Here is a 25,966-nt window from a genome sequence, read left to right as displayed (position 1 = left end):
TTTTTTGATCACTAATTATCTGGACATGATATAATATCATATCCTGTTTAATACTTACAAATAAGTGGAAATAGGAAGAGGGCGTTGCTGATTCTGGGTATGATATCATGTCCGTTGGTATCGTTTGTATAAAAGTTAGCGTGGATATCTACAGGAAATTTATAGCGCTGTGCGCAGGCAACAGCTCCGGAAAGCAACAGCTCCGGAAGGGGGAATAAATTGCCGATAATATAAGACTTTTAGCTATTTGGCCCCTCCTGCAATTTGTAAATATACCAGCGCTCATTGCTATAAGTTTTTTTCTTGCTCTTAAGCCTTCCTAACTGTTGCCTGTTGCCTACCTTTGCTATACAATACCGATGCTACCGGACATGATATGACTTCTGACTTGCGCGTAGCGCTATAGTAGTGGTGTATGGTGGCTAAAATGCTCACCATACCTTTACCAAAATCATCAAATGCACCACTACCAACCAAATCAATTTAGACCAAACTAGAGATTTATACAAAAGAAAAATCACTGCTATTCAAATCCATATCTACAACATTATTGACAATACCAATCAAATCATCATTATTGTAAATAGCAGTTCCTTTTGGCAATCCAGGAACATTTTCTTCTAATGTATAGTCACCACTACTTCCAGATAGTTGAATTCGATCGCCTTGACCACTATTGAAAGTATCAATCCGAGCATAATCGTTGACACCATTTCCAGTGTAGTAAACTTGACTACTATCGCCTAAGATAAATAGATCGGCATCAGCATTGCCCCGCAAAATATCTATCTCATTATAACCAGGTTGAGCAGAAGTTATGTCTACTCCTGTAAGAGTATCCATACCTCTTCCACCATTGAGGATATCGTTATCAGAACCACCATTGAGGATATCGTTACCAGAACCACCATTAATTTCGTCATTTCCACTGTCGCCATTGAGCAGATCGTCACCTTTCCGTCCAATAATTAAATCATTGCCACCTTCACCGTAGATCGCATCATTATCTACTGTGCCACGTAGATTATCGTTGTTGTCACTTCCATAGATAGTATTGAAGTTATCTGGTTCAGTGGGAGTCTCATCCACATTACTTACATTAATAGTTAACTGTTGCTCGAAACTTTCACCCCCAGCATCAGTAGTTCGCACAGTAATATTATGATTCGCATCACTTTCAAAATCCAACCCAGAACCATCAGCAACTACTATTTGGTCTCCATCTAGAGCAAAACGACCATTAGCATTATCTAACAATTGATAACTGTGAGTATCCCCAGCATCAGGGTCAGAAGTAGTTAAGTTACCTACCACTGTATTATTGCTAGTATTTTCGGCAATAGTATCGTTATCTATTTCTACTGCGGTGGGAGGATTATTGGTGGGAGTAGATGGAGGTAAGTTGTCGCTAACTACATCTTGTTTGACGTTTTCGGAACCAACAGTAACTTGATAAGTTGCTGTATCATCTGCCTGACCATCCCCATCAAGATCCCCAGAGAAGGTAACATCGTAAGTCGCATTTGGACTTACATCTAAACTATAACCACCTGCATCCCAAGTAGTAGTTGTGAAAGTATTAGCACTATTGGCAGTATCAACTGCTGTAACTGTTATGCCGCCTATTCCTTCACCGACTGTATAGAAGTCGTCATCAGTAACTGCATCAGTGTAGGCAACACCTGTGATAAATGGACCATCGTTATTACGGCCAAACTTTTGGGTAGTCATCACTACATCAGTGTAAGTTGTCCCGTTCCAAGTATACGTCGTTGCTTGTAATGAAGAAATTCCGATTGCCTCAAAGCTAGCATTCATAAGATTTTCACGATGACCTGGACTTATGAATAGATCTTTGTGGTTTTCCTCCACAAGACCGGTGAAGTCGGAAATACCGGAAGCTAGTGGTGAATCAAAACTGATATTTTCCCCAGCACCAAACCATTGGTACCCCGCATTCGTCATACGTTCCCAGAATTGTGTACCATTTTCTCCTGTGTGGCTAAATTCGTTGTTATCTAGCATCCATTGACTGTGTTCGTTAGCAGCAGTATTGAGGTTGAGACTAAATGCTAGAGGTTGTTTGGCATCAGTGGAGATTGTATCTTGTGCGAGTCCTTCATTTAGATCAATATTATAGTGATCTGCTTCTGCAGCAGGGTCTTGGCGACCTCTGTTGATCAATTCGAGCATATATTGATCTTGGGCGGAAGGAAGTGTAGTAGCCATAGTTTGTTGTGTTGTAAATTTAAAGGACAGTAGTTGAAAAATAGGGATGATTTCCCTTGTAAATTCAGGTTTTTAGTAATTAAATATTGCTCGAAAAATCAGCCAAATCATGTAGTTAAAATTCATAATTAATTGAAATAATTTAACTACTTGTTTTGTGTTTTAAGAACAAGAAATTATTTAATTTTCTATCTAGATCTACATGGAACTTTGTAGATTTCCGGGAGCAATTTTGCAATATAAAAAAGTTAGTATATTTGTCTTAAGTCAAAACACTTTCCTTAATTTTTTTTAAGCTAAAAATCGTATTTTTAGCGATATTACCGTCGGATATCCTTAAGGATATTGTTAGTCGTTCTATTTAATTAACACAAAAAAATATTAATAAAAAAAAGTAATTACTTCTAATGAGGTTGCACTCAAAAAAGGAGTAATTACTTAAGGTAGGATATTTAATTGAAAATAACTAGGATTAGGAGAAAAATTAAATCAGTAAAATTTCAAGGAAAGTCAAGTTTAAAAAGAGAAAAAATAGTAGTTTTATAAATCAGATAAAAGCTTAAATCACCATTCCCTCTCCTATAGGATTAACCCTTTCCTAATTAACATCCTAGAAAATACTTACATTTTTACTTCCAAAGCTCTCAATTTTAGGAACTCAGTATTAACTCCAGACTCACGAGTTAAAGCTATTTTGCCTGTCCTAGCAATTTCACGGATACCATATTTAGCAAGCATTTGGACAATGGCAACCATTTTTCCTGGGTCTCCTACTACTTCAATAGTTAATGAGTCGTCACCTAAGTCTACCACCCGCGCCCGAAAAATATTTGCAATTTCAACCACTTCCGATCGCATATTTGTAGTAGCATTAATCTTGAGTAACATTAACTCTCGTTCCACACAGGGAATAGCAGTAATATCTTGTACTTTCAAAACATTAATCAACTTATATAGTTGTTTGGTCAACTGTTCGATCACATGGTCGTCCCCAGGCACCACCATTGTAATTCGAGAAACACCAGATTGTTCTGCTGGGCCAACCGCCAGACTTTCAATATTAAAACCACGACGGGCAAATAAACCAGCAATGCGGGTCAAAACTCCCGCTTCGTCTTCAACTAAAACAGAAAGAGTATGTTTCATTCTCTAATTCAGTAGCTATCTTGGCCAACCTATAGCGCTACGCGTAAGTCAGATAGGGGAGCCATCGGATTGGCGACGTACAGAAGTCAGAAGTAATCCCTGACTAACTTTGATCATTTATCAAAATAATATGGGTCGCTCAACCCCGCCTTTTAAGGCGAAATATTTTTGGAGCGGGACTTAAATTCCCGTTACAAAAATAACTTCTGACTGTCTTGAGTGTGTCTTACATTCTGAGGGGACCTCAGAATTACACACTCGCTTCTGACTTCTGACTTCTGACTTCGTTAAAAATGTCCGCTCCCTATTTGCGTAGTGCTATATTTGATATTTTGTTATTTTATACTTAAGTTTAGGTTTAATCGGGTTTTTATCCCACTAACAATTTGTACAACTTATGGCTGATGAAAGTTCAATAATTTTAGAGGTAAAGAGTAAGGGTGAATTTGTCAAGCAAATAAATCAGCGTTTGGATATCTGGATATCTGAGCAAATACCTGACCTATCGCGATCACATATTCAAAAGTTAATATCCCAAGGTAATGTGAAAATAAATGACCAACTCTGCACCTCTAAAAAAGTAATAGTACAGCATGACGATCGGATTATTTTAACTATTCCCCCACCAGTACCTTTAGAAATAGAAGCTAATGATATTCCTCTGGATATTCTCTACGAAGATGATACTTTATTAATTATCAACAAACCAGCAGGTTTAGTCGTACATCCAGCTCCCGGACATTCTGATGGTACTTTGGTGAATGCACTTTTAGCTCATTGTGATTCTTTGGCGGGTATTGGTGGAGTGCAACGACCGGGTATTGTACATCGTTTGGATAAGGATACGACTGGAGCAATAATGGTGGCGAAAACAGACCAAGCGTATCAACATTTGCAAGCACAGTTGCAGGCAAAAACGGCGAGGCGGGAATATTTAGGAGTGGTTTATGGTAGTCCGAAAACAGATAGTGGTATAATAGACTTACCTATTGGTCGTCATCGGGTAGACCGCAAAAAGATGGCAGTGACACCAGTGGAAAGAGGCGGAAAAGTCGCCGTTACTCATTGGGAAGTTAAGGAACGTTTGGGAAATTTTTCTATGATGTTGTTTCGGTTAGAGACTGGCAGGACTCATCAAATTCGGGTTCATAGTGCTAAAATAGGGTATCCTATTGTGGGGGATACTATTTATGGAAAAGGTCGTTCGGTAGGAGTGAATTTAAATGGTCAAGCGCTTCATGCTTGGCGACTAGAGTTACAACATCCTGTTTCTGAAGAGTTAGTGGAGGCGATCGCTCCTTTGCCAGAAGATTTTCTCACTTTGGTTGAGGTTTTGCGTAGACGTTCTGGATTAGAAATCAAAAGTCAAAAGTCAAAAGTCAAAAGTTAGAAGTTAGAAGTTAGAAGTTAGAACTCAGGAGTCAGTTATAATACTGTAGGTTGGGTTAAGCGGTAGCGCAACCCAACAGACAAAACGAGTTTGTTGAGTTTATCCTGCAGATAAGCGACGAAGAACGTTCCTCCACCCAACCAACAAAAAGCTAATTTTTTTAATTATGAAATAAGTTCAGGAGTAGAAAATTATGGATCGTGGAAAAATTGTGGCTATTATTACTGGAGCTATTTCTATCGCTTTGGCGATCGCTTATTTAATTATTGTACAACTACTAGATCTTAGAGGTAGTGAAATGATACCTGCCCCCACTTCAATATTACCTTTCGTATTTTAAAAAAAATATAGTCTTTTAGAAGTAGTGATATTAGTTCAGTACATCCTTTTAATTGTCAGGAGGTAAACTAAAAAATCACTACTTAATCTATAATTAAATTTAATTGTTTTGTTCAATATAAATCATCCGAGTTCTGATAGGAATACCTGTAGTTTGAGAAGTCCAACCTAATATAAAATAATCTTCCATAGCATTGCCAATTACCATTTTTGAATGCTCGTAAACTGGCACAACAAAATTTTTAATAAATTCCTCCGTTGTTTCATCAATACTAATCAAAATAGCTTGACGAGCAATTTGATCGATGATGATCAAACCGCAATTGAGCATCTTCAACAAATAATAATGAACCCAGACAAAAAACAAAATCGTAGGAATTTGTATCAATTTCAGGTAAAGCTGTTTCAATTGATTTGTTGATAGTTTTATCATTTTCTTTGTGGGTTTAATACCCCACCGTCTACACGGTGTTCAAAATTACTTGGGGGAGCGTAGACGCGGAGCGGCCCTTCGTTGACTATCCCCATGTAATTTTCCTCCTGTCTCCTGTCTCCTGTCTCCTGTCTCCTGTCTCCTTCTTCAAAGCCCCTTTTAGCTGCATATTCTAGCATCTGAGTAGAAAGATCGATACCTGTATATCAAAATTTCCCTGTAATAATTCACTAATAGCTCCTGTTCCACAAGCAATATCTAAAATACTCCCTTGACGATAATCGTGTCGTTGGAATATTTTAACTGCTTCATTTACAAGTTGTACATTATACTGACTATTATTGAGCCAATCATCATCATACTTTGCCGCCAAATCGTCATAAAATTCTGTAGCAGAAATTTTGTTTACCATAACTTACAATCCAAAATTGACTTAGCTCTATCATCCAGCATAGTAATAGTATAATAAATAGGCGAGCGTTGAACCTTAAATATTATTAAATATTCAACTATTACTTTAGCTTTTTTATTCAATATAAATCATCCGAGTTCTGATAGGAATACCTGTAGTTGGAGAAGTCCAACCTAATATCAAATAATCTTCCATAGCATTGTCAATTACCATTTTTGAATGCTCGTAAACTGGCACAACAAAATTTTTAATATATTGCTCTGTCGCTTCATCAATACTAATTAAAATAGCTTGACGAGCAATTCTATAAAGATGTTCAATTGTTGTTTGAGCATCTTCGACACAATGCAATGAACTTAAACAAAAAACAAAATCATAGGATTGAGTATCAATTTCAGGTAAAGCCGTTTCTATTGGTTTATGAATAGTTTGATAACCTCTTTTAGTTGCATATTCCAGCATCTTAGCCGAAATATCAATACCTGTATATTCAAAATTTCCCTGCAATAATTGACTCAAAAAACCTGTACCACAACCAATATCTAAAATACTACCTTGATGGTAATTATATTGATGGAATATTTTAGCTGCCTCATGTGTTGTGCATTACATTTGGGGTCTTTGACTACATCATCATAGTTGGCAGCAAAATCATCATAAAATTCTTCAGCAGAAATTTTATTTACCATAATTTATAGTTCAAAATTGATTTATTTTTACTATCCCGCACTCCGTTAGGAGGCTAACTGATAACTGAAATTACTTTAGTTTTTTTGTTCAATATAAATCATCCGAGTTCTGATAGGAATACCTGTAGTTGGAGAAGTCCAACCTAATATAAAATAATCTTCAATAGCATTTTCAATTGTAATTTTTGAATGGTCGTAAACTGGCACAACAACGTTTTTAATAAATTCCTCCGTTGTCTCATCAATACTAATCAAAATAGCTTGACGAGCTATTCGAGTAATATGCTCGATTGCTGTTTGAGAATCTTCAACAAATAATAATGAACCCAGACAAAAAACAAAATCGTAGGAATTTGTATCAATTTCAGGTAAAGCTGTTTCAATTGATTTGTGGATAGTTTTATAACCTCTTTTAGCTGCATAATCTAGAATTTTACTAGAAATATCAATACCTGTATATTCAAAATTTCCCTGTAATAATTCACTTAGAAAACCTGTGCCACAACCAATATCTAAAATACTACCTTGATGGTAATTATATTGATGGAATATTTTAGCTGCCTCATGAATGTGTTGTACATTACACTTAGGGTCTTTTAGCACATCGTCATAGTTAGCAGCAAGTTCATCATAAAATTCTTCAGCAGAAATTTTATTTACCATAATTTATAGTTCAAAATTTATTTATATTTACCATCCTATATAGTATGATAAATAGGCCATATTAAATGTCAAACCTTAATTAAACCATTACCTTAGTTTTTTTGCTCAATATAAATCATCCGAGTTCGGATAGGAATACCTGTAGTTGGAGAAGTCCAACCTAATATAAAATAATCTTCAATAGCATTTTCAATTACTATTTTTGAATGGTCGTAAACTGGCACAACAACGTTTTTAATAAATTCCTCAGTTGCCTCATCTAAGCTGATTATAATATTTTTACGAGCAATGCGATAAATATGCTTAATTGCTGTTGCAGCATCTTCAACAAAATACAATGAACCCAAACAAAAAACAAAATCATACGACTGAGAATCAATTTCAGCTAAAGCAGTTTCTATCGGTTTATGAATAGTTTTATAACCTCTTTTAGCTGCATATTCTAGCATCTTAGCTGAAATATCAATCCCTGTATATTCAAAATTTCCCTGCAATAATCCACTTAGAAGTCCAGTTCCACAACCTATATCTAAAACACTGCCTTGATGGTAATTGCGTTGTTGGAACATTTTAAGCGCTTCATTTACATACTGTACTTTAGACTTAGAGTCTTCGATCGCATCATCATAGTTATCAGCAAATTTATCATAAAATTCTTCGGCGGAAATTTTGTTCAGCATAATTTCTATTTCAAAATATAACTAGACTGACAAAAGTTTTAATTCTTAGACCACAATATAAACCTTCCATAGAACTTCTCCACAAGACTTGTATTTTTTACCGAAAAATTTTGGTCTAAACCCTCCTCTTTTAAGGAGATAAAAAGCTGTCGTTCGCGACAGCGGAACGGAGTTCTCTCTTCGGAGCTTCCTGTAAGGTGCAATGGGAAGGTCTCAGAGTCATATCCAATGGAGCAAGAGAAAAGAGAATTCCGTATTTTTGTAGCCTCCTTTTTGGGCTGCATAATCTAGCATATTAGCTGAAATATTAATCCCTATATATTCAAAATTTCCCTGCAATCATCCACTTATAAACCCTGTTCCACAACCTATATCTAAAATCCTGTCTTGATGATAATTGTGTCAATGGAATATTTTGAAAGCTTCATTCAAATGCTGTGCATTACACTTACCCTTAAACACAACATCATCATAATATTTGATAGCATAATTGTCATAAAATTCTTCGGCGGAAATTTTGTTCAGCATAGTTTCTATTTCAATATTTACTGATACTTAATCTACCGATCCAACCAAACTTTAGTGATAAAAAATATGACAAGAATACGACAGTTAAAAACTAAATATTACTGATAAATATTAGTTGCCTTAATCATATGATAAGCAACAAGTAACTGAGTCAAAGCCAAAGGATAACTCTGAAGCAGTTCCCCAGTTGTACCAACTAACTTACCAAGATCTGGATCTCCTTTCGGCGAACAAAAATCCCTTAAGTAAGGGGTATCCTGACATAAAATCATCTCTAACTCATTTACCTGTTCCTTAGTCGCATGACTATCAATTTCCAAAACATCCACTGGTTTACCCATATCCCGGTCTAACCCCAAGCGCACTGCTGGCTGAAAACTAGGGCTACCTTGGCCAATAATCTCTAGAAAATCTGGGTGAGGAATAGTTGGCCTAAGCACCAAGCGTACATGAAGTTGAGAGCTATTTTCATCATTTGAAGGAGGATAAAAAGTAACAACGACATCTGCCCACTTGCGTTGGGGACGAATAAAAGCCTCCGAATCTGGTTCTCGTTTTTCCATCTCTTTGAGAACCTGTTCTTCACTATATCCCCTCTTCATAGTATCCCGTTTTACTTTCCACTTCGCCCTTAAATCCTCTGGTGGTGCAAGATACACCTTCACATCGTAACAATCTCTCGCCCCCCTAGTCGAATAACCCAATAGTCCTTCAACAATCACAAACTTGCTAGGCTTAATATATTCTGGCGGGTCAAATTTTCCCGTTGAGTGATTATAAATGGGCTTAAGAATTGCTTGTCCAGTACGCAGCAGAGTCAAATGTTGCTGCATTATGTCAAGATGGTTACAATCTGGGTGTAGGGCTGTAATACCTATTTCCGCCCTTTGTTTGCGGTCATAGCGATGGTAGTCATCTGTACAAATGACAGTCACATTTTCTGGCCCTAAGACTTGAGCAATTCCTCTAGTCAAAGTAGTTTTACCCGCAGCGCTATCACCGACAATTCCTAGAATGATTGGACGATAATTCATAATTTCACTTCTCCCTACTACCGGACAACGGCTTACATAAAACAACTGGAAATTTCTAATTATTTCTCAATTTTACGATCTATTTGACACTAGCGATCGCTCTACTGAAGTGATAGGAAAAAATCTTTATCTAGAAACTTTCTCAACAACTATCCGACCAATTTTTAGAAATACTAAATAACAGGGAATAGGGAACAGTTAATATTAACAAGTAACTAAAGCCATCCAAAACACAGAATCCCAAATACAAAATTCTCAAATCATACCTAGAATCAGCAATGCCAAAAATTCCAATTAAAATCTTTCTTAATTCTTCAGGCAATAAACAGACTTCTACTAAATACTTCTTCTAACAATAATATAGTAGTCTAAGGAAAGGTTAGGATAGATCGACAGCTTAAAACTCAAACAATGTAAGATTTTTCCTTCTTCCTTCTTTCTTCTTCCTTCTTCCATACTATAAACTAATAGCACCCTTCAAACTTCGACAAAACTGCCCGATCGCCTCCAAACCCTCATCCGGCGTTCCCTCAGCCAAACGCTTCACCACAGCACTACCCACAATAACCGCATCACTCCCCCAATTTTTGACTTGCACAGCGTGTTCCGGTTGAGAAATGCCAAAACCAACACCAATAGGTTTATCTGTCACCCCTCGCATTTCTACCAACAAATCTTCAACCCGGGTCTGTACTTGATTACGCATTCCCGTCACCCCAGTCACACTCACCAGATAAATAAACCCTTGAGACTGACGAGCGATCGCCTCTATTCTCTCTTTTGGGCTAGTAGGAGCCACCAACAAAGTCAACTCAACCCCAATATCCGCAGCAGGTTTCAACAAAATATCCGCCTCCTCCAACGGCAGATCCGGCACAACCAAACCCCTAGCACCAGCATCATAAACTTTTTTCAGGAAGCTCTCCACCCCTCGAGACAAAATCGGATTATAGTAAGTAAACAAAATAATTGGCGATCGCAACTTCTTGCTCGTCGTCTGCACCACCTCCAACACCGACTCCAAAGTAGTCCCCCGCCCCAAAGAGCGAGTAGCAGCAGCCTGAATTACTGGACCGTCAGCCAAAGGGTCAGAATAGGGCACACCCAACTCAATCAGATCGGCCCCACTATTATCCAATACCTCCAAAGCTTTGGCCGTAGTTTCCAAATCTGGATCGCCTGCCGTAATAAAAGGAATAAAAGCACACTGGCGACCATTTTCCGAATTGCGTAGAGATTCAAAGCGATGAGAAACTGAAATCATTTTTAATTTTCAATATTGGATAAATAATTTGTCAAAATAATTGGGTCGCGCAACCCCGCCTTTTAAGGCCAAATATTTTTGGAGGTTTGCTCAAATCCCCTACTTCCCCTCCTGGGAGGGGGAGGGGCGAGGGGTGGGTTAACTTCTGACTTCGTTAATCTGTTGCGGGTTTAATACCCTACCGTCGGGGGTACTTCAAATTGCTTGGGGTTTTCAACAATTAATAATTAATAATTACCTCTCCTTGAAAAGAAGAGGATTGAAGCTTAAGGAAAATTTTTTCTTTTTTCCCTTTTAAAGGAGAAGCTTTAAACCTTAGTTATTTGGTAAGACACGAAATGGTCGGTCGTTGACTATCCATGAGCAATTTTTCCTTCTGCCTTCTGCCTTCTGCCTTCTGCCTTCTGCCTTCTGCCTTCTGCCTTCTGCCTTCTTCAATTATTCCTGCTTATTCTGAGCTGCCCTTTCTTGCTCAACTTCTGCCTGCAACTGAGCCAACTCCTCTGGAGTCATTTCTTCCAGACGCTTTTGGATCACTGCTTCCTCATAATCCTTTAACTGTTGGTTATAGGTCATATTGCTATTCGTAACCCGAAACAAATAGGTCAGTAGCCAGCCAACCAAGCCACCGACCAATACAGCTTGTGTCCAGATACCAGCATCTACACCATTTACTCCTACTACCTGCAATATTAAGTAAAGGATACCACCAGCAGCAAAAATACCGACACTTATTCCAATAGCCTCAATTCGTCGCATTAACCTTCAATTTGTCGCCGTCTGGGGCGAAAGTTCAAAAATGGGGACAAAACTAACATACCAGGGAAGAAGAAGAACATCAAGAAATACATAAAGCCTCGTTCAAAGGAACTAACAACATACCAACGCATATTCAAGTAAGCATAGACTATAGCTGGCATTACCAGAAGGTAAGTTCCTGCTAGGACTGCATAAATAATTAGAATTATCAGGTTCCCGTCTAGTTCTAAGTTCATAAACAATATTTATTTAGAAATTGCAATAGTTAATTGTGTTCTGTTTAATATATTATTAGTTTAATGGGTATTTTTCCCTCAACCCTCCAAATTATTGCATATTTTGGCAGGACTCAGTTTTTTGAGAAAAAAATTCTCAAGTTGAGTAAACCTCCAGATAGAAAAGCTCGGCCCAGATGCAGGAGAGTACTCTAAACCTTCACCTTAGCCCAAACTTAAAATTGATTTGGCCAGCCTTAAATACCTTGATTTTCCCTTTTTGAGGAACTTCTATTCTCAACTTCTTCCATAACAGTGCGCACTGGTATATTTACAAACTGCAGGAACTACCCAGTAGCTAAAAGTCTCATAAGATTCCTGCGGAATATTTCCCTACGGAATCCTACGCAAACGCCAAAGGTTTTTTATTTCCCCTGTTGCCTGTTACCTATTGCCTGTTGCCTGCGCAAAGCGCCATACAAGAAATTTAAAATTTTTTTTCAAAAGACTTGCCAAAAATTTGAACATTGTGATTAAATAAATAAATGAGCTTTTTATGCAAATGCAGTAAGTTCAACACTCGACATAAAAACGGGGGTGTGGCGGAATGGTAGACGCTACGGACTTAAAATCCGTTGACCTTAACAGTCGTGTGGGTTCAAGTCCCACCACCCCCATCCGTAAATGTCAATCAAATTTGGCCATCAAAAAAAATTTTCAAACCTCAAACCAAGCAAATCAAAAGCCACTTCTAATTTTATTCCCCTGTGGTGCTTCACAAAATGAATAATCCTAAGATTTAGTCCTCATAATATGGCAGTCGAAAGAAAGGTTAGGACTGTTCAAAAGTTTAAGATAGTCCTGCATAGTAATGTATACAGGAAAAAGGGCATTGCTGAGGGGTGGAATGAATATAAGTGGTAAGTTAAGTGGGAGCAGGCATCCTACCTGTCTCCATCCTGCCTGTCCCTGCCTGCCCTGAAAATATCAGGAACGGGCAAGAGGCCCATTCCACAAAACTATGAATTAAAATAATTCCGCATTTATGCAACGCCGGAAAAAGGAATACCTGGCACGGGAGCAAGATGCTCCCACTGCCGTGCCTCGTAACAAAAATAATGAAAATATACAACCATTACAATGCAGCATCACCAAGTTTAAAACTTAGACAAAATAAGACTTTTCCTTCTGTCCCAGATAACGAAACGCCTTCTCCCTTCTTCCTTCTGTCCTAGATAACTAAACACCTTCTCCCTTCTCCCTTCTCCCTTCTTTCTTCTTCCTTCTTCCTTCTGCTATAACTGACAATTCTGATCAAATCTAGGAATTTCATAACTCAAAAAATCATAAGCCATATCAGTATTAGGAAAAATAGCACGCGCCTCCTGTAGCAAATCATCCAACAAAATCGGATTCCCAGGAGCATATCTAGGACTAAAATGAGTCATCATCAAACGTTTAGCACCTGCGGCCAAAGCCACCTGTGCAGCCATAGTCGAAGTAGAATGTAATCTTTGAAAAGCCATATCAGCATCCCGATGAGAAAAAGTAGCCTCGTGAACAAGTAAATCTGCATCCTGTGCCAGTTCCACCGCCCCATCACAAAAAACAGTATCAGTACAATAAACAAACTTCCGGCCAATCTGAGGTGCCCCACATAAATCAACCCCACTAATTCTGCGTCCATCAGACAAAGTAATCCACTCACCCCGTTTTAACTTGCCATATATAGGACCAGGAGGAATACCCAAAGCTTTAGCCTTTTCCACATCAAAATGTCCTGGTCGGTCCTTTTCCGTTACCCGATAACCAACAGCAGGAACCCGATGTTTTAAATAACCACAACTAACAACATATTCATCATCCTCATAAATTACACCAGGTCTAGATTGGTAAATCTTCAAAGGATAAGCCAAACGAGTTTGAGAATATCGAATACAACCTTGCAAGTAATCCTCCAGAGCAGGGGGGCCATATATATCGATACTTTTAACATTTCCCCCCAAACCACAACTAGCTAATAACCCCATCAAACCGAAAATATGGTCGCCGTGCATATGAGTAATAAAAATACGAGTCAGTTGACTGACCTTAAGTTCACTGCGGAGAAACTGATGTTGAGTTCCTTCCCCACAGTCAAACAACCATAATTCTCCTCGCTGAGGCAAGCGTAAAGCAACACTCGAAACATTACGCGATCGCGTCGGGACACCAGAGCTAGTTCCTAGAAAAGTTACCTGCAAAACTTCAAACTTCCTCAATAAACTAAAAAAATATGATAAGTATATCCACAGTGATAATTATTTTCTAATTTTACCCTGTGAGATTTATTCTGGCTTTTGCCTACATTAGTTAACCTTAAAGTTAAATATAAAATCTAAAATCTGATGAGTTCTGGATTGCTATTTATTTCAGTTATTAATCGTTCCATTAAACCACTAAAACACTACTTTTGGACATCTATTCTATTCTGGTTACTAGCGATCGCCCCTGCCCAAGCTTCCCTAGTCTTGCGAATTGCCATTCAAGAAGGGGCAAAAGAAGTTAAAGTAGGAAGTTCCACAAATGCTACCATTAGAGATGGTGCTGGTAGAGCTATTGGGGAACTACAGCCAACTAAAGGTTTTGTCGCCGAATTAAAATCAGGAAAAGTTGCTTTGGCAAACTGGGTATCTGGTCAAATGTGGATCGAACCCAAAGGAGAAGGTTATGTATGGATAGGCGATCAGTGGTATCGTGGACGTACTCACATTATCCCTAGCAAATCAGGAGTTACAGCGATCAATTACATTGATATAGAACAATATCTATATAGTGTTATTGGAGCAGAAATGAATGGCAACTGGCCTCAAGAAGCTTTAAAGGCCCAAGCAGTGGCTGCCCGCTCCTATGCTCTGAATAAGCGTCAAGAAAATAGTAATAATTTCTACGACTTAGGCAATGACCAACTATGGCAAGTATATCAAGGAATTAAAACAGAGTCTCAAGGTACTTATGCTGCTGTTGATGCTACAAAGGGTCAAGTGCTTACCTACAATGGTCAAATTATTTTAGCCTTATTCCATTCATCTTCTGGAGGCCACACGGAAAATGTAGAGGATGTTTGGTCAAATCCACTTCCCTACCTCCGCGCGGTTCCCGACTTCGATCAAGATGCTCCAGTTTATGAATGGACAGAATCATTTACTCAAGCAGAATTGAAACAGCGAATATCAGGTGTAGGAAATATCATATCTATGACACCTCAGACTACTACTCCTCACAATAGTGTTATTACTATCAAAGTTTTAGGGGATGCAGGAGTTAAAACTCTTCAAGGTACAGATATTACAGCAGCTCTGGGATTAAAAAGTACCAGGTTTACAGTTACTCCTAATAAAGATGAAGGCCAACAAATTCCCAGCAGTTTCCAAATTACTGGAAAAGGTTTTGGTCACGCTGTAGGAATGAGTCAATGGGGAGCTTATAATTTAGCTCGGAACGGATATAATTACCAGCAGATTTTGTTGTACTATTACCAAGGTGCAAATTTAGCGAGAATTGATATACGCTAAAATTAAAGTTTAGACATTATTTTCTAAATCTAAGTAGGTAGACGTTAAAGTTTATTGTTAGATGAAGGCAGGAGACAAAGGCCAAAAGGCATAAGGGAAGAACTTTTAGAGCCACTTTACTTTTTGTTACATAGTTAGTTTTTTTCGTGCCTACCTACTTAAGTCAATAAATTCTACTTCTACTGTTAAGTAAATAAATCTCAAAAACCTAGATTTTACTAAAAATAAAAGAGTTAGATTGGTTTAATTAAAGCTGTTGAAATACAAAAATACTCCTGATGTAGGTATATCTATGATTTTATTGATTAGCTTATTCTCAAACAACTTTTGTTCAGCTTAGATTTATATGATAATTCTATATTCACAGGTATTTTCAGTTTAATAAAGTAAATAACTTATTCCTTAGTATCTGATTGATTTAATCTTTTTTGCCATTCAGCATCAATTTTATCTGCTTGTTCAGTTTCCTGTTCTAGGATACTATTTTCAGTTGTATATGCTAAACTTTCGCGACCAATAATAGTTTCACTAGCAAATTTTTTAGCATATTCAATTTTCTGTTTTAACTGATGATCGCTATGATTCAAAGTAATAACTCTTTTTTGTCTTTGTTGATTCCGTACCTCTACTTTACTATTCTGCCATTGTACCCAAAAATAACGAATTAAAGGTAAAACTAAAAAACCAACACCATAAACCAGTAGAAGAGGATAAATAACTTCAACAAAAGAAATAAATCCTCCTAACTGAGCTGCTACTGTACCATCTTCTAGCAAAGAACCTAAAACTAAAGCACCAACAAAATTTATAGCACCCAACCCAGTTGCTAACATTATTTGACCAGAAGTTGCCTCACTAAACCGCCAAAGTTTTTCCTTTAAAAATGCAGAAACAGGCTGAGAATTCCACCCTTTTGCCGTTGCTTGTAACTCAGGAAAATGATAAACAATTTGACCTTCAGGACTAACCTCTGGACGACCATTAAAACGAATTAATACTGGTAAAATATACTCTTCATATTCCAAAGCATAACCTTTACCCAAATCATCTAAATAAGGAGCAATTTGTTCAGCAACTACCGCCCCTTGATTATTCTTAATCACAGTAGCGATCGCTTGCCAACGTCGCTCATCTAAATTGTAATTTGGGTTACCATCTCCAAACAAAAAAGAAAACACAGCTTCAAAAAAATTCATCCCATTTTTTTGACCTTGAGAATGATATTTTTGTCTTTGACGTTGATATCTGTAGGGGCGATCGTAATAACCCCAATCAAACAACAAAAACCAATTATAATTAAACCAAAACCGAGGGAGAAACATCATCCCGCCACCAAAATTTTTACCCCTACTACCTGAATCATTTCGATCGCCACTAGAATTAAGAGAAATCACAATAATAGTAATAGCAGCTAGTATAATTACAAGAGAAAGTATCAACAAAATACCAAAAGAAATTCGGATTAAATAAAACAATACTCGCCAAACTTTCTCCCACCATTCTCGCCATCTTAACCGCCAGAATTTATTCCTTAAAATACCCCTAAAATTCTTAGGAAATAAATAAGCAATTTCCCCTGTTTCTGATACTTGTAAATGACCACCAGCATCTGTAGCTAAAGCTAATAATCCTTGTTCTGCCACTTTCACATCTAATCCAGCTTTAGCCGCCACATCTCCCACTGTAACACGGTAGTCCAAATTCTCCACGGCTGTTATTATCGCAGGATTTGGAGTCATAACATTACCTCTGACCTAATTTACTTATCTACTTTAAATTATAGACAAAAAATAATCTATCTAGGAGTAAGCATTTAGCTCTCAGTTATTAGTAGTCAGCTATCAAAACGCTATACTAATTAGAAAAGTTAGTCCAGACAAATTTTCCTCAAAAAATGTAGAAGTTGCCAGGTAGATAAAATCTGGTTTGATGCGGTTTTATCCATACTTTTAATTATTTATTAGTCACTCAATCTTGATTCCGACTTCATTTAGTCATCAGCTAATTGGTGATAAATGAGGGCTTAAACCTAAATACAAAAAGTGAAAATAGTCAACAAATTCCCGCTATATTATCTGGTTTATATTATGTATTCTGTAATTGTAATTTTGCCACAACACAAATAGAGATCAATAATGCGGTCTCTTATAGCAATTATCAAACTTAAATATTTTGAACTATATTTGAAAATTTTTACAAATACTTTAGGATTGTTATAGTGACTTTAAATAGGTTATGAAAAAGACGTTATTCTGAAAAGGAACATCTAACAACTGGGTGCATCTCATATTTGCAAAAATACTTTTTTCCTATATATTCCCTATTCCCTGTTGCCTGTTGCCTAAAAGTGATAAGTTTTTGGCTTTATTAAAAATTGAGATGCACCCTAACAACTTAACCCAACTTTCCTTGATATACCTTTACTATTTAGGATGTTTATATAATATCGGCAAATTATGTGTAAAAAAATCTCATCTAAGTTTCAACTCTCCAATAAAAACACTATATGATGAGTGAGATTTATTTTACTTACTCGATCCAAGTTTATGTATAACTCATCTTGCTAAATAAAGACTAATTTATATCTCTTGCCATTCTATTTTAATTGTAATTTTTTAGGGAAAAAGTTACTGAGTTAGTATAGCAATCCTAAATGATTTGTGAGAATTTTTATAATAGTTAAGATTGACGAAAAACCTCGATAAATCTGACTCCTGACTCCTGACTCCTGACTCCTAACTCCTAACTCCTGATTACTACAGAAATATTACATAGGACTGCTATAGTTAAGTCATAAATTCAAAATTTATAGTAGCATTTTGAGATAGTCATCAGTATAGAGAAATAATTGAAAAAGATAATTCCACTTAGTTAGTGTGAAATTTCCGACAATAAACCCAATGTCAATTGTTTATCAAATTAAAATCAATCGTGATTGAGAAGGCAAGAAAATCTAAATAATTCTTCACTCATAAACAATTACTAGAGTTATTAATTGATATTCTACTAACAAACAAAATAAAAAAAATTATCCCTAATCCAATTAAACATTCATGTATTCTTCTAATTATATATAGTATTTTAAAATGAGATGTAAATCTATATTGAGCTTTTTTATAATCAAAAAATCCTGTCTTGAGTATCCATTAATTATTGTGCAAAGCTACTATTTAATGCTGTTTTTTCTTCTTTACTGTTCCCTGTTCCCTGTTCCCTGTTCCCTTTTGAGTAAGACTCTGTCTCCGCATTTCAAATGAAAAGGCTATATAGCAATCCTAAATGATTTGTGAGAATTTTTATAATAGTTAATATTGACGAAAAACCTTGAAAATTCTGAGTCCTGAGTCCTGACTCCTGACTCCTAACTACCACAGAAATATTACAATTTAAATAGGATTGCTATATTATAATTTTATCTTGAATACCTCCAAGAAAAGAGAGGATTTACTGGCATAATTTTAGTCAGAGATTCAAGCCATAAACTCAAAAATTATGTTTGACCGAAGCAGGATAAAAGTAAAGTGCAAACATTTAATCTTCACTTCTTCCTTCTTCCTTGAATAGAAGACCTCCAAGAAAAGAGAGGATTTACTGGCATAATTTTAGTCAAAGATTCAAGTCATAAACTCAAAAATTATGTTTGACCGAAGCAGGATAAAAGTAAAGTGCAAACATTTAATCTTCACTTTTTCCTTCTTCCTTCTTCCTTCTTAATTACCTCCTTGAATAAATGCTTATATCTCTTCGCATTAATAACTTTGCCCTTATAGATCATCTAGACCTAGAATTAAGTCCTGGTCTAAATGTCTTCACAGGAGAGACAGGTGCTGGTAAGTCCATTATCCTAGATGCTCTCGATGCAACTCTAGGCGGAAAAGTAGACCGTCGTGTAATCCGAACAGGAACTAAACGAGCTATCTTAGAAGCAACCTTTGAGCTAAACTCATCCCTGGCCGAATGGTTAGGAAATCAAGAAATAGATCCAGTAGATGGTACATTAGTAGTCTGTAGTCGTGAAATTACTTGCGCTCAAACCTCTCTCCGTACTAGGTCTCGTCTCAATGGTATTCTGGTCAATCGCAAAATAATGGACCAACTGCGTGACCGCCTATTAGAAATTACAGCCCAAGGCCAAACTCTACAATTAGGAAATCCCAATCTCCAAAGGGAATGGCTAGATTTATATGGTAGTCATCCCCTAGTACAATGCCGAGAAGCAGTAAGTATTGCCTATCAAAAAGCTCAAAAAGCCAAAGCAACATTAGAAAATCGTCGCCAGTCAGAGCAGAAACGTTTACAAAGAATAGATTTATTAGAATACCAAGTACAAGAATTAGATAAATCTAATCTTACCGAACCTCAAGAATTAGAACAACTAGCACAAGAAAGTCAACGCCTTAGTCATGCAGTTGAACTTCAACATCAAAGCTATCAAATATATCAAGCTTTATATCAAAATGAAGGAGATAATTCAGCAGCAGCAGACCTCCTTGGAGAAGCAGAAACCATCTTAAACGATATGGTAAACTACGACTCCACATTAAAACCTATATTGGAAATGATTAATGAAGCTTTATCTCAAGTTGTTGAAGCTAGCCGACAAATTAGTAGTTATGGCGAAGAATTAGAAGCAGATCCCCAAAGATTAGAAGATGTAGAAGAAAGAATTCAAGAACTTAAACAAATTTGTCGCAAGTATGGTCCAACCCTAGAAGAAGCTATTAATTATTATTACAAAATACAAGCAGAACTCAAAGAACTACAAGATGGTGGAGAGTCTGTTGAAGCACTAGAAAAAGTATACCTAGAAACTCAAAAACAATTACAAGATAAATGTAGCGAACTTAGCTTAAAACGTCATAGTGCGGCTGCTAAATTAGAGACAAATTTGGTAGAGGAATTAAAACCCCTCGCTATGGAAAAAGTGAAATTTCAGGTAGAGATTACTCCCACTACCCCAACAATCACAGGAGCTGACCAGATTACATTCTGCTTCAGTCCTAACCCTGGTGAACCACTACAACCTCTAAATTCAATAGCTTCTGGTGGGGAAATGAGTCGATTTTTATTGGCATTAAAGGCTTGTTTTTCTCAAATAGAAGGATCTGGTACTCTAGTATTTGATGAAATAGATGTTGGAGTCTCAGGAAGAGTAGCAGGAGCCATTTCAGAAAAACTACATCAACTTAGTAGGAAACATCAAGTCCTCTGTGTAACCCATCAACCGATAGTAGCTGCAATGGCTGATAATCACTTTAATGTCAGTAAACAAGTAGTCGAGGAAATATCTACTATGGACTTAAACTTAAATAATCAAAACTCTGAAGTACGGACTATAGTAAGAGTTAAAAATCTAAATAATTATCAACGGCGGGAAGAGTTGGCACAATTAGCTAGTGGTAGGCCAGCTCAAGAAGCTATAGCTTTTGCAGAATCTCTTTTAACTGAAGCTGCTACTAAACGTCGGCAAAATTTGACTATACCTATTTCCAGTTCTAGAGGAGAATCTTAATCCATAATATCAGTTCTATTAAAAATACATTATAGAATAATATTAACAATTGACTTTAACAAAGGGCAAAAAAAAATTATGTAGATTATGTTGAGTTGTAAACTTAAATAGTAAGGATTCAGGTATGCAAAATAGGAATAAGAGAAAGACTTGATGAGCGATCGCTTAAAACCCTAGCCACCAGGGACTGCTCAAAGAATTCAATGACAGAACGCCCCTGACGACGACAAGTTTGTACCACAGTCAATAAATTGGTGTTGGTAATTGATGGGATGATTTATATTTTGGGGTAGGGCTGTGTAACCTACCCCGGTTAATCATTGGGGGATTGCCCCTACAAATTTCATCCTGTAATTTACCAACGCCGATTTCCCCTAGTTAAGACATTGGTTATAAACCAAGACAATGGACCGGAAAATTATTCTCGTCGGACACAATTTTTGTCCAAAGTCCAATTCCTGACTTTCCTTACTGTGGCTTGGACACTTTTTCAGCTGATTTCGCTTTCTGCTAACTATGACGACCTACCTAGCAGCAGTGTGATGTAGTAAGTATATCTCTGATTCTTCTCTAATCCCAGCTTCCAGAGTGGTGATTAACCTCTATGTGGGTAGGTTTGGTATAACGTCATCCTCTGACGGGAGGGACTTTCACCCTGATTACTGAACAAGTTATGTCGGTATACCTTCTACTATTCTTTAACCTCCATAAGATTCTGGATTTTTGTTAAACCGACACTCTAGGCTATTTCCCCTAGAAACGAATCGCACATTGCTGGCCACTACAGCTACCACTGGTTCATCTAAAAATTCTGCTTGACCACACTGACTACAAACAGAAGGTTGCAATATTTCTATTCTGTCTATTCTGGAAAACCCTTTACGAGTCTTACTATGATGGCCTATTTGTCCTCCTGGTCGTCTCTTCTTTTCTTCGGAACTGGGAGACTCTTGTTTTGGCTTGGCTTTTTCCGATTTTTTCAGTAGATCGGTTGATGGGGGTTTCGAGGAGTTCTTACTGTCTAGGTTTTGACTCTGTTCTAATTTATCAATTTGTTTTTGCAGTTTCTCGATTAGTTTCTGTTGAGTCAATAACATTTCTACCAGTTCTTCTTTTGACAACTGGTTGAGGCGTTTACGATTTACTGGGGGCTGTGATTGACTCATGCTTTGACTTTACCCTAGTGCAGGATGGCAGAAATAACTAACCAGTTACAAAATCCTAAAAGCCTTACCAATAAATACTTTTGACTTTTGACTTCCGCGTAGCTGCACTAGTTTGTTTTTTTGTCAAGCGAACCAATATTCTTGAATTTCCCTTCTGAGAATCCACACTACGATCACGCTATGACCTGAATCCTTACCTTAGATATAACACTATACATAGTATTTATAGCAACTTTTTGTGCTACATTATGATTATAAAACTAGAGGGCATAATTTTAACAAATAAAAACTTGCTTACTTCTATTTCTATCAAAGGTGTGATGAATAAATTTAAAACTTTGAGTAATGATAGTTTTGATAATTATTAATTCAAACTTCAGCAGCAAGTACAAAAAATAAAATTCTATACCATCAAAACTAATATGCTTATTGAAGTTCGAGCATTCAAGTAATGAGGTAAAAATCAAGAAAAAATATTCCTAAAACCGATGTTCTCCAAGCTCACACCTAGAACCTGTATAGCAAATCTTATCTAAAAAATATTTATAATAATTTTTTTGACAGAAGAGTAAAAATTTAATCATGTTAGACTAAAGTACAGGTATGAATGATTTAAAAATTATTCAGTTCCTATCTTAATATTAATTAACAAACTGAGCTTGAATTATTTAAAAGCCTTAATAGTAAAGAGCATCTAAATATTTAATTAAAGCGTTATGACATCTGCATCTCCAAACCAAATAGCAACAGAGTACACAATCCCAAAAAAAGAGGATGTGGAAGTTATAGAGGGTCCTAACAATCAGGTGTCTCACCCTCAAAGCTACTCTGATAACAATAATACTTATAATAGTCCAGAAAATAATCGTCATAATAGGAATAACCCCAAAAGTAATTCAAGAGTCAACGAAAGTAGTGCATTAGTTCATCCTGGGTCTAGCTTTTCAAGCTATCTAGCTGCCCTAACAAAAGAAAACTTTGTCGAAGGAGTTAAAGATGTTGAAGAAAAGCTAAAGACAGTTAATCGCACTTTGGGGATGCTCAATAATTTGTTAGAGGCTCAAGGATTTGATGCAATTCTACATGAAATGTTGCGCTCAATTACTCTCAAAACAGGAGAATTATTGAACGCAGACCGGACAACAATTTGGTTATTAGATGAAGAAAAAAGTGAACTTTGGTCAACAGTAGCTAAAGGAGCTGATGGAAAACTATTAGAGTTAAGAATTTCAGCCAATGTAGGAATAGCAGGAGAATCAGCTCAAGAGAAAAAAGTAATCAACATACCCTACGATTTCTATAACGATCCACGTTCAGCTTCAGCCCAAAAATTTGACAAACAGAATGGATATCGTACCTATACTATGGTAGTAATGCCATTACTGCAAGAAGAAACAGGGGATTTAATCGCAGTTGTCCAACTCCTCAACAAGTTAAAACAAGGCCACGAACAATATGAACAACTAGGAGAAAAAATAGATAAAAAGGGATTTACTGAAGAAGATGAAAGAGTATTTCGTGAATTTGCCCCTTCCATTAGTCTAATTCTAGAATCTTCTAAGTCATTTTATTCAGCAACTCAAAGACAGAGAGCAGCAGAAGCTTTAATGAAAGCTGTAGACTCCCTCAGCAAAAGTAGTCTAGACTTAGAAGATACTCTGGGAAAAGTCATGGAGCAGGCCAAGGAACTTATGAACGCAGACCGCAGTACCTTGTGGCTCATAGATAACGATAAAAATCAACTATGGACAAAAATCCCGATTAATGGACAGCTAATAGAAATCAGGATTGCTAAAGATAAAGGCTTTGCTGGTATGGTTGCAAAATCTGGCCAACCACTACTCATTCCTTTTGACGTTTATAAAGATACCCACTCAGTTACAGCCAAGGAAACAGATGAAAAAACAGGTTATCGTACCTGTAGTTTGTTGTGTATGCCTGTTTTTAATGCTGACAATGAATTAATTGGTGTAACTCAGCTAATTAATAAAAAGAAACAGGGAGATTATCCACCATATAACCATGCAAACTGGCCTGAAGCACCAGAGCAGTGGAAAGCTAGTTTTAATCGCAACGATTTAGAATTTATGAGGGCTTTTAATATTCAAGCAGGTGTAGCCCTCCAAAATGCTAAATTATTTGATACAGTCAAACAAGAGCAACAAAGACAAAGGGATATTCTACGGAGTCTGACCAACGGGGTAATATCTACGGATCAAAAAGGCAAAGTTATTGCGACAAATGAAAGTGCTAGACATTTACTAGGAATCAGTGACACAGAGATACTAGAAGGTAAGTCTGTAAGTGAATTAGTACGTCTCAAGGAAGGTGAGTTTTCTAAGTGGTTAGATTTAGCCCTTTCTCCGAATTATAGCAAAGAGTACCAACAGTATTATCCAGATCGAACTTTGTTACCTTTGGGAAATTTGCCTCCTCAAAGTATTAATCTGTCAATTAACTCTATGATTGATGTTTGTGACCCTAAGAAAGTTAATGGCGTTTTAGTAGTGATGGAGGATATTAGTGGAGAAAAACAAGTGAAAAACTTGATGTATCGCTACATGACACCAGAAGTTGCAGAACAATTATTAGCAAGTGGTGATACTGGTTTAGGAGGAAAACGTCAACAGGTATCTGTGCTTTTCAGTGATATTCGTAGCTACACTACTTTGACAGAAGGCATGGAAGCTGAACAGGTTGTCACGATGCTGAACGAATACTTTGAAGAGATGGTAGATGCTGTATTCAAATACAAAGGTACTCTTGACAAATATATAGGAGATGCCATTATGGCAGTATTTGGTTCTCCAGCTCCTCTAGAACATCATCCTTTGTGTGCTATGCAAAGTGCTGTAGAAATGCGTCAACGCCTGAAAATCTTCAATAGAGACCGTGTAGTTAAGAAAAAAATGTCTATTAGAATTGGTATGGGCATTCACTCAGACGAAGTGGTTAGTGGTAATATTGGCTCTAGTAAGCGTATGGAGCTAACTTCTATTGGAGATGGTGTTAATCTAGCTTCTCGCCTTGAAGGTACAAGCAAGCAGTATGGTACAGATTTGGTCATCAGTGATAATACTTATCAACCTTACAAAGATATGCTTTGGGTTCGGGAACTAGACCTAATTACTGTGAAGGGAAAAAGTAAGCCTGTTAGAATATATGAACTGTTAGGCTTTAAGGAAGGGGATCTGAAGCAAGAGCTAACGGAGAAACAACACCATATAGTTGAACATTATCATCAAGGACGAGAGTATTACTTAAGACCATCCAAAGAAAAAAATTTAACAGACCTCTCTATAAAAGAAGCTTTTGCACTAGCTGAAGCTGAATTTAAAGAAGTATTGAAAATCGATCCAAACAACAAAGCTGCTAAGTTGCACCGCGATCGTTGTCAGCTATTTCAGGCCGAGCTTCCTCCAAAAAATTGGGATGGAGTCTGGAATTTAACTGAAAAGTAAACAATATCTATCTAAATAAGAATAGAATGTTAACTCTCATTTTGAAAAAAAACTAGCCCTAGTTATGACTAATTTAAATTCCCACTACTCAGATACTGAGTGGATAGAGCAGATTCATCAATTATTATTTGAGATTGTCCGTACTTCCTTGTCGGATAAGCCTAAACTACCAGAAAATCTTGCAGAAAAAGCTCTACCACTAGCACAGAAAGCAAAAATTATTCAAGAAAAAGCTGATGGCCAAGTTATTCCTCCAGATTCATTAGAATGGGTAGAAAAAGTCCGTCAACTTTTGTTGGATTTATCTCGTGCTTCTTTGGCAGATATACCTAGACTACCTGTAAGTATGGGTCAAAGATCTCTGGTACTGGCACAAACAGCTAAAGAGATTAAGGACAAAGTTGTTGAAAAAAAATCGTAGTTCTTAACAATCAAAGTTTAGGGCTATTCCCAAGAAATCATAATACAGCTTGTATTGCTACTAACAATTTT

The 25,966-nt window shown here is 36.9% G+C and carries 25 protein-coding genes, 1 tRNA gene and 1 pseudogene; 8 read left to right on the top strand and 19 right to left on the bottom strand.

The window, feature by feature from the left end:
* Nucleotides 1-309: 309 nt before the first annotated feature.
* The 3 genes from F6K06_RS06230 to ilvN all read right to left on the bottom strand — a co-directional run bounded on the left by F6K06_RS06230 (nt 310) and on the right by ilvN (nt 3,375).
* Nucleotides 310-477 (bottom strand): hypothetical protein, encoded by a 168-nt coding sequence (locus tag F6K06_RS06230; protein WP_161564446.1) that lies wholly within the window; start codon nt 475-477, stop codon nt 310-312.
* 24 nt (nt 478-501) lie between these two features.
* The gene (locus F6K06_RS06225; protein ID WP_287240290.1) at nt 502-2,229 is read right to left on the bottom strand and encodes a CAP domain-containing protein; all 1,728 of its coding nucleotides are present in this window, start codon (nt 2,227-2,229) and stop codon (nt 502-504) included.
* 621 nt (nt 2,230-2,850) lie between these two features.
* A complete protein-coding gene (gene ilvN, locus F6K06_RS06220; RefSeq protein ID WP_124147476.1) occupies nt 2,851-3,375 on the bottom strand; it encodes an acetolactate synthase small subunit in 525 nt (174 codons plus the stop codon).
* A gap of 397 nt (nt 3,376-3,772) precedes the next feature.
* On the opposite strand from ilvN, the gene F6K06_RS06215 reads away from it, so the two are divergent.
* On the top strand, nt 3,773-4,765 hold the full coding sequence (locus tag F6K06_RS06215; protein WP_287240293.1) for an RluA family pseudouridine synthase: 993 nt from the start codon (nt 3,773-3,775) through the stop codon (nt 4,763-4,765).
* 193 nt (nt 4,766-4,958) lie between these two features.
* Nucleotides 4,959-5,105, top strand: a complete 147-nt coding sequence (locus F6K06_RS06210) for a hypothetical protein (protein ID WP_192901216.1) — start codon at nt 4,959-4,961, stop codon at nt 5,103-5,105.
* A gap of 99 nt (nt 5,106-5,204) precedes the next feature.
* On the opposite strand, the gene F6K06_RS06205 is transcribed toward F6K06_RS06210, so the two are convergent.
* The 12 genes from F6K06_RS06205 to ndhL form a co-directional block, all read right to left on the bottom strand.
* On the bottom strand, nt 5,205-5,537 hold the full coding sequence (locus F6K06_RS06205) for a hypothetical protein (protein ID WP_287308809.1): 333 nt from the start codon (nt 5,535-5,537) through the stop codon (nt 5,205-5,207).
* On the bottom strand, nt 5,534-5,716 hold the full coding sequence (locus F6K06_RS06200) for a hypothetical protein (protein ID WP_287240299.1): 183 nt from the start codon (nt 5,714-5,716) through the stop codon (nt 5,534-5,536). The genes F6K06_RS06205 and F6K06_RS06200 overlap by 4 nt, the downstream gene beginning before the upstream one ends.
* Entirely contained in the window at nt 5,710-5,949 is a 240-nt protein-coding gene (locus F6K06_RS06195; protein WP_287240302.1) for a hypothetical protein, read from the bottom strand. Before F6K06_RS06195 ends, F6K06_RS06200 begins: the two co-directional genes overlap by 7 nt.
* A 114-nt stretch (nt 5,950-6,063) precedes the next feature.
* Nucleotides 6,064-6,468 carry a class I SAM-dependent methyltransferase gene (locus tag F6K06_RS06190; protein WP_287240304.1) on the bottom strand — a complete coding sequence of 135 codons (405 nt, stop codon included), beginning with the start codon at nt 6,466-6,468 and terminating at the stop codon, nt 6,064-6,066.
* Nucleotides 6,469-6,491: 23 nt separating this feature from the next.
* Entirely contained in the window at nt 6,492-6,638 is a 147-nt protein-coding gene (locus F6K06_RS06185) for a hypothetical protein (protein ID WP_192901307.1), read from the bottom strand.
* A gap of 75 nt (nt 6,639-6,713) precedes the next feature.
* Nucleotides 6,714-7,301 carry a class I SAM-dependent methyltransferase gene (locus F6K06_RS06180; protein ID WP_124155383.1) on the bottom strand — a complete coding sequence of 196 codons (588 nt, stop codon included), beginning with the start codon at nt 7,299-7,301 and terminating at the stop codon, nt 6,714-6,716.
* 92 nt (nt 7,302-7,393) lie between these two features.
* Nucleotides 7,394-7,981 (bottom strand): class I SAM-dependent methyltransferase, encoded by a 588-nt coding sequence (locus tag F6K06_RS06175; protein ID WP_124155384.1) that lies wholly within the window; start codon nt 7,979-7,981, stop codon nt 7,394-7,396.
* Nucleotides 7,982-8,607: 626 nt separating this feature from the next.
* Nucleotides 8,608-9,543, bottom strand: a complete 936-nt coding sequence (locus F6K06_RS06170; RefSeq protein ID WP_124147582.1) for a phosphoribulokinase — start codon at nt 9,541-9,543, stop codon at nt 8,608-8,610.
* A gap of 457 nt (nt 9,544-10,000) precedes the next feature.
* On the bottom strand, nt 10,001-10,807 hold the full coding sequence (gene trpA, locus F6K06_RS06165; protein ID WP_124147583.1) for a tryptophan synthase subunit alpha: 807 nt from the start codon (nt 10,805-10,807) through the stop codon (nt 10,001-10,003).
* A gap of 315 nt (nt 10,808-11,122) precedes the next feature.
* The gene (locus tag F6K06_RS06160; RefSeq protein WP_287240312.1) at nt 11,123-11,245 is read right to left on the bottom strand and encodes a hypothetical protein; all 123 of its coding nucleotides are present in this window, start codon (nt 11,243-11,245) and stop codon (nt 11,123-11,125) included.
* Nucleotides 11,246-11,566: a DUF3007 family protein gene (locus F6K06_RS06155; protein ID WP_202223766.1), complete on the bottom strand. Its 321-nt coding sequence runs from the start codon at nt 11,564-11,566 to the stop codon at nt 11,246-11,248.
* On the bottom strand, nt 11,566-11,802 hold the full coding sequence (gene ndhL, locus F6K06_RS06150) for an NAD(P)H-quinone oxidoreductase subunit L (protein ID WP_124155385.1): 237 nt from the start codon (nt 11,800-11,802) through the stop codon (nt 11,566-11,568). The genes F6K06_RS06155 and ndhL overlap by 1 nt, the downstream gene beginning before the upstream one ends.
* A 572-nt stretch (nt 11,803-12,374) precedes the next feature.
* Here ndhL and F6K06_RS06145 point away from each other — a divergent pair.
* A tRNA-Leu gene (locus tag F6K06_RS06145) sits at nt 12,375-12,458 on the top strand.
* A 368-nt stretch (nt 12,459-12,826) separates the two neighbouring features.
* Nucleotides 12,827-12,949: a hypothetical protein gene (locus F6K06_RS06140; RefSeq protein WP_275670465.1), complete on the top strand. Its 123-nt coding sequence runs from the start codon at nt 12,827-12,829 to the stop codon at nt 12,947-12,949.
* Nucleotides 12,950-13,076: 127 nt separating this feature from the next.
* Here the strand turns inward: F6K06_RS06140 and F6K06_RS06135 are convergent, their stop codons facing one another.
* Nucleotides 13,077-14,024, bottom strand: a complete 948-nt coding sequence (locus tag F6K06_RS06135) for a ribonuclease Z (protein ID WP_124147585.1) — start codon at nt 14,022-14,024, stop codon at nt 13,077-13,079.
* Between the two features lie 144 nt (nt 14,025-14,168).
* Here F6K06_RS06135 and F6K06_RS06130 point away from each other — a divergent pair, with 144 nt between their 5' ends.
* Complete coding sequence (locus F6K06_RS06130; RefSeq protein WP_124147586.1) at nt 14,169-15,335, top strand: SpoIID/LytB domain-containing protein; 1,167 nt, start codon at nt 14,169-14,171, stop codon at nt 15,333-15,335.
* 395 nt (nt 15,336-15,730) lie between these two features.
* Here F6K06_RS06130 and F6K06_RS06125 read toward each other — a convergent pair whose 3' ends face one another.
* Complete coding sequence (locus F6K06_RS06125; protein ID WP_124147587.1) at nt 15,731-17,074, bottom strand: hypothetical protein; 1,344 nt, start codon at nt 17,072-17,074, stop codon at nt 15,731-15,733.
* Nucleotides 17,075-19,065: 1,991 nt separating this feature from the next.
* On the opposite strand from F6K06_RS06125, the gene recN reads away from it, so the two are divergent.
* On the top strand, nt 19,066-20,847 hold the full coding sequence (gene recN / locus F6K06_RS06120; protein ID WP_124155811.1) for a DNA repair protein RecN: 1,782 nt from the start codon (nt 19,066-19,068) through the stop codon (nt 20,845-20,847).
* Between the two features lie 118 nt (nt 20,848-20,965).
* Here the strand turns inward: recN and F6K06_RS06115 are convergent, their stop codons facing one another.
* A complete protein-coding gene (locus tag F6K06_RS06115) occupies nt 20,966-21,088 on the bottom strand; it encodes a hypothetical protein (RefSeq protein WP_275670466.1) in 123 nt (40 codons plus the stop codon).
* A gap of 550 nt (nt 21,089-21,638) precedes the next feature.
* Nucleotides 21,639-22,013: pseudogene (locus F6K06_RS06110) on the bottom strand (DUF6444 domain-containing protein); the annotation flags it as partial.
* 716 nt (nt 22,014-22,729) lie between these two features.
* Between F6K06_RS06110 and F6K06_RS06105 the strand changes: the two are divergent.
* The gene (locus F6K06_RS06105; protein WP_287240321.1) at nt 22,730-25,474 is read left to right on the top strand and encodes an adenylate/guanylate cyclase domain-containing protein; all 2,745 of its coding nucleotides are present in this window, start codon (nt 22,730-22,732) and stop codon (nt 25,472-25,474) included.
* 64 nt (nt 25,475-25,538) lie between these two features.
* Nucleotides 25,539-25,895: a hypothetical protein gene (locus F6K06_RS06100; protein WP_124147589.1), complete on the top strand. Its 357-nt coding sequence runs from the start codon at nt 25,539-25,541 to the stop codon at nt 25,893-25,895.
* Nucleotides 25,896-25,966 lie beyond the last annotated feature (71 nt).

The organism is Okeania sp. SIO1H4 (assembly GCF_010672695.1).
Classification (GTDB): domain Bacteria; phylum Cyanobacteriota; class Cyanobacteriia; order Cyanobacteriales; family Microcoleaceae; genus Okeania; species Okeania hirsuta.
The sequence above is the reverse complement of the archived record's forward strand: the minus strand, read 5'-3'. Positions and strand labels throughout refer to the sequence as shown.